6 protein-coding genes are annotated in these 5,058 nt (G+C 36.5%); 2 read left to right on the forward strand and 4 right to left on the reverse strand.

What is annotated here, in order from left to right; all coding sequences use genetic code 11:
* Positions 1–612 (forward strand): SDR family NAD(P)-dependent oxidoreductase (locus ACXJIE_RS01590; RefSeq protein ID WP_456479229.1); only part of this gene is annotated, 612 nt, incomplete at its 5' end.
* A 96-nt stretch (positions 613–708) separates the two neighbouring features.
* Positions 709–915: a type II toxin-antitoxin system prevent-host-death family antitoxin gene (locus ACXJIE_RS01595; RefSeq protein WP_456479230.1), complete on the forward strand. Its 207-nt coding sequence runs from the start codon at positions 709–711 to the stop codon at positions 913–915.
* A 257-nt stretch (positions 916–1,172) separates the two neighbouring features.
* On the opposite strand, the gene murI is transcribed toward ACXJIE_RS01595, so the two are convergent.
* The 4 genes from murI to ACXJIE_RS01615 all read right to left on the reverse strand — a co-directional run.
* Positions 1,173–1,916: a glutamate racemase gene (gene murI / locus ACXJIE_RS01600; protein ID WP_456479231.1), complete on the reverse strand. Its 744-nt coding sequence runs from the start codon at positions 1,914–1,916 to the stop codon at positions 1,173–1,175.
* On the reverse strand, positions 1,909–3,231 hold the full coding sequence (rho, locus tag ACXJIE_RS01605; RefSeq protein WP_456479232.1) for a transcription termination factor Rho: 1,323 nt from the start codon (positions 3,229–3,231) through the stop codon (positions 1,909–1,911). Before rho ends, murI begins: the two co-directional genes overlap by 8 nt.
* Positions 3,232–3,314: 83 nt before the next feature.
* Complete coding sequence (locus ACXJIE_RS01610; protein WP_456479233.1) at positions 3,315–4,427, reverse strand: murein hydrolase activator EnvC family protein; 1,113 nt, start codon at positions 4,425–4,427, stop codon at positions 3,315–3,317.
* A partial coding sequence (locus tag ACXJIE_RS01615; protein WP_456479234.1) for a hypothetical protein occupies positions 4,424–5,058 on the reverse strand: 635 nt, incomplete at its 5' end. The genes ACXJIE_RS01610 and ACXJIE_RS01615, both read right to left, overlap by 4 nt.

The raw sequence follows: 5,058 nt of genomic DNA on the forward strand, positions 1-5,058 counted from the left end.
AGCAGCGGGATAGGAGCCGCAGTCAAAAACGAACTTAAAGAATATGAGATTATAGAAATATGCAGAAACTGCAAAAACAGCGTCGATTTAAACGACATAGAAAAAGTAAAATCGCTCAAATTTGAAAACGTACACGGAATAATTCATAACGCCGGTATCGGTTATTTCGGACAGTTCGAAGATATCGGAATAGATAGAATAGAAGAAATGATAAACGTTAATTTTTTGGCTCCTATGATTTTAACTAAAAACCACCTCAAAGACATCAAAAAAAACAGAGGGTTTATAATAAACATATCTTCAACTTCGGCAATCCACCCGGCACGCCAGGGTGTCGTTTACGGCGCCACAAAAGCCGCACTCAGGCATTTCGGCACGTCACTTTTTGAGGAAGTAAGAAAATCGGGTGTAAAAGTATGTACGGTAATTCCCGATATGACGCTTACAAACTTTCACAAAAACACCTATTTTAGGCCTTCTTCCGACGAACTTGCACACATCAAACCCGAAGACATTGCCAAAATAATAAAAGATATAATCGAATCTCCCAAAAACATCGTTATGCATGAAGTGGTGGTTAAACCTCAGATTTTCAAACTTGACAAAAAATAAAATACCCTAATAATACTCTAAAAAGTACTCTTAAAGGAATGCTATGACGATCAGCGCAAACGAAGTAAAAAAAAAGGTGTTTCAATTTTTGATGAAATGCTCAAAAATTTCAATGAAATCGTAATTACATTCAGAGGCAAAAAGAAATTTGTCGTTATGGATATTAAAAGATACGAAGAGCTCAGAATGAAAGAGCTTGAACTCGCTTACAAAGAAGTAATGGAAGATTATAAAAACGGGTATTACAAAGTTTTGAACACAAAAGAACATATTGAATCTTTAAAAGAAGAATTAGATGTTTAAATTAATAAAAACCGAAACATATAAAAGAAAAGTTAAAAATTTTTTAAAAAACATCCTAATTTGTTTAAAAAATATGAAAAAACAATTTTTTTATTAGAAGCCAATCCTTTTCACCCCTTACTCAGACTTCATAAATTAAAAGGAGAAATGCAGAAGTTTTATTCTGTTTCGATAGATATGAGTTATAGAATAATTATCGATTTTATTGTAATTGACGAAAAAATATTTTTAATAGACATCGCAGAGCATGAAGATGTTTACTGATTCAAACAAAGCCACTCTTTTGCTTTGCGTCTTAAATCCTCGGGATTGTCGCTTGCAAACAGTTTGATTGAAGTATCCGATTTTTCCTTTAAATTATACTCGTTTTTAAAAAGTTCTACTATAGCCTGCCCGGAATGTATAAGTTTGGCATTTGGAAAATGCTTTTGAAAGCTTTTTTCAAGAAAAGGGTAATGGGTACAGCCGAGTATTACGTAATCAATGCTTTTTTTATCAATATTTCCGAAATAAAGCTCAAACACTTCATCAACAATTTTACCCTCCGTAATCCCCTCTTCCACAAGGGGTACGAAAAGAGGAGTTGCTATTGATACTATATTCCCATATCCTAAATTTTGAAGCATATTCTGATATTTGTTAGAAGCTATAGTTCTTTTTGTCCCCGTTAAAAGTATATTCGAATTTTTAGAGGCGTTAAGAGCCTTTACCCCCGCTTCAATAACACCGACCACCGGAAATCCGGCCTCGCGCCTCAATTCCTCAACAGCAACCGAAGATGCGGAATTACACGCCACCACCAAAAAGTCAATATCGAAATTTTTAAGAAATTCGAGAGCTTCGAGGGAATATCTTATTATTGTGGATTCGTTTTTGTTTCCGTAAGGAACCCGGGCGGTGTCCCCGAAATAGATTATTTCGTTAAAAAGCTTCGATTTTAAAAGCTCGCCCGCAACGCTGAGCCCCCCTATACCGCTGTCAAAAACCCCGCATCTATTCATTAATAATACTTAAAAACTCCTGATTGTTTTTGGTTTTGAGCATCTTGGAATACATAAGTTTAAGGGCTTCAATCTCATCCATTTCTGAAATTATATTTCTAATAGCCCAAACTTTTGCAAGTTCTTCAGGAGTTAAAAGTAATTCTTCTTTTCTTGTACCTGATTTAAGCAGATCAATTGCCGGATAAATCCTTCTGTCTGCAATTCTTCGGCTCAGTACCGCTTCCATATTACCCGTACCTTTAAACTCTTCGAAAATAACCTCATCCATTTTGCTTCCGGTTTCAATAAGGGCGGTTGCTATAATCGTAAGGCTTCCGCCTTCTTCTATATTTCTTGCCGCACCAAAGAATCTTTTGGGTTTATGCAGTGCGTTTGCATCAACGCCCCCGCTTAATACCTTACCGCTCGCGGGCGTCACCGTATTATACGCCCTTGCAAGTCTTGTAATCGAATCGAGTAAAATTACGACGTCTTTGCCCATTTCGACCATTCTTTTGGCTTTTTCTATGACAAGTTCGGCAACCCTTACGTGATTTTGGGCGGGTTTGTCGAACGTTGAAGAGTACACTTCGCCTTTTACGCTTCTTTGCATATCGGTAACTTCTTCCGGTCTTTCGTCAACCAAAAGCACTATAAGTTCTATTTCCGGGTGATTTTGAGTAATACCGTGGGCAATCTCTTTTAAAAAGATAGTTTTTCCGCTTCTCGGGGGCGCGACAATAAGGCCTCTTTGACCTTTCCCTATGGGGGCGAAAAGATCCAACACCCTTCCCGTAAGTTTTGTCGGTTCGTATTCGAGTTTTATTTTTTCCTGAGGGTAAAGAGGAGTCAGGTTGTCAAAAAGCGGCCTTTGTTTGGCTTCTTCCGGGGGAAGATAATTTATAGCCTCTATTTTTAAAAGGGCGTAATATTTTTCCTGATCTTTAGGGGGCCTCACCTGGCCCGTAACTATATCCCCGGTACGCAGTGCGAATCTTCTGATTTGGGTCTGGGATACGTATACGTCGTTTAAAGAGTTTTCAAAGTTTCCTCCTATACTTCTTAAAAATCCGTAGCCGTCTGGCATAACCTCAAGTATTCCCGTAAAAAGAAGATACCCTCCCTGCGCTACCTGAGCTTTTAAAATTTCAAACATCAAATCCTGTCTTTTAAATTCCTGGGGATTCTCAACATGAAGTTCGTTTGCAATTTTAATAAGCTCTTCCGTGGGCTTGCTTCTTAAATCCTCAATCGTATACCCTTCAACCGGTATATGAGTTCTCTGTTTTCTGGCAGTACCGTTATTAGCGGTATTTTGATTCTGATTTTCCATAAATATCCTTGTAAGATTTTTGTAGTAAAAGGAAGTGTTTTCGTTTTGCGATTTTAGTTAAAATGTTTCTTTTTGTCAAGTTTTCACCTCAGGCTTATTACTTTTAGGGGATTTATCGGTTTGTCTTTATACGTTACTTCAAACTCAAGACTGTCGTCGACCCTTGCTATTATCTGCCCTCTTTTAACATAGCTTCCCTTTTTAAGAAGCGGTGATATTTTGGTTAAATTTGCATATATACTGAAAAGATTTCCCCTGTGTTTTACAAACACCACCTTTTTATCGCCGCTGTCGCCTATATAGACCACCCTGCCGTCCATTATGGCCCGGACAACCGAATTTTTTTTCGTTTTTATGGTAATGGAATCGTTGTATATTTTTATTTTGTATATAGGATCCACATAACTTCCGAACCTTTTTACGACATTTCCGTGAACGGGGGGTATTGTTTTTACACCTTTGTATACGGCCGTTTCCGGTTTATAATATGCCGAACCGTATTTTTTCACAGACTCCCTTTTTTTGACGATTTTAAGATGCTGAAGTGTTTTTCTTAAAATTTTCTGTTTCTTTATCATTGAAAGAAGTTTCTTTTTATAAGACTCTTTTTGCCTTTTCAAAGCATAAAGCTCTTTTAAACGTTCCTTTTTCAGGGATAAAAGCTCCCGTCGTTTTCTTTCAAGCATATTTTTCTTATTTTTTATGTCGGAAATTTTTTTATTGACTATTTTCAGGGTTTTGTCTATTTTTTTATAATTTTTTACAAGCATCGAAATTCTTTTGGAATATTCCTCAAGCGCCTTTTCGTTTATTTCACTGTATATAAGATCGTTTAAGGAGTCCGTCTGTTTCGTATCCAGATAATAGTTCTGGGAAATAAATCTTATAATTTCCGCTTTTATATTTTCTTTGTTTCTGTTAAGGCCCTTTGCAAGATCGTTCAATTCGTTCAATGTTTTACTGGAATTTTTAAGTTCTTTTTCCAAAACCGAAATTTCTTTTCCGATACGTTTTTGTTTTTGTGCAAGAAAATCCACCTGTGCCTGCTTTTTAAGTATCTCTTTTGCAAGGGCGTCGAGTTTTTTATTCATTCTGGCTATTTTATACGAAGTTTTGCGCAGTTCTTTGGTAGTGTGGTTAAGAGTCGCTGAAAACAAAAAAACCGACAGAAGAATCAAAAAAACCGGATTAATCATTGTTTCCTTCCGATAACCACTACTACGGAAGATATTAATGAAATCGAAAGCCCCACTACCGATAATATTAAAAATTCATTCTTAAGACCCAAGCCTGGCACTATGTTCAAATCGTTCATAACCGCCTTGAAAAGAATCGTGTTTTGAATATAATACACGATTCCCGCCGTAATACCCAGCGCCATTATCGAATCAATAAAAGCTATTTTAAAAAGAGCGGCCCCCCTGAACCAAAAAGGCGCCCCGAACAGCTCCATTATGTACATTCTTTCGTTGTGTTCGAGTTTCCAAACCTCAAGCTGTTTGATTATCAGCAGAAATCCCAAAACCGCTATTATCAGCATAAAAACATTCGCCGTTATTTTTAAAAGCATAAGCAGATTGTATATTTTTGTCTGTGAAGATCTGTATGTAAGTATCCTTTTTATATAAGGATAGCTTTTCAGGGTTTCTTCTATACTGTTGAGCTGCTTCGGGGAAGGCAGGGTTTTTAATTTAAGTTTGTAAAAATAAGGCATTTTTATAGCCGAAAGGTTTATGTTTTTAAATTTTTTCTTCATATATTCAAGCTGTTTGGATATGTCTATTTTTTCTATCTTTTCTATATCTTTGATATCCAAATGCGTTATCT

The organism is Nautilia sp. (genome assembly GCF_053994455.1).

Coding starts and splice junctions, on each gene's coding strand:
- ACXJIE_RS01595 (WP_456479230.1), top strand. CDS start 709: ATGCTCAAAAATTTCAATGAAATCGTAATTACATTCAGAGGCAAAAAG.
- murI (WP_456479231.1), bottom strand. CDS start 1,916: ATGAATAGATGCGGGGTTTTTGACAGCGGTATAGGGGGGCTCAGCGTT.
- rho (WP_456479232.1), bottom strand. CDS start 3,231: ATGGAAAATCAGAATCAAAATACCGCTAATAACGGTACTGCCAGAAAA.
- ACXJIE_RS01610 (WP_456479233.1), bottom strand. CDS start 4,427: ATGATTAATCCGGTTTTTTTGATTCTTCTGTCGGTTTTTTTGTTTTCA.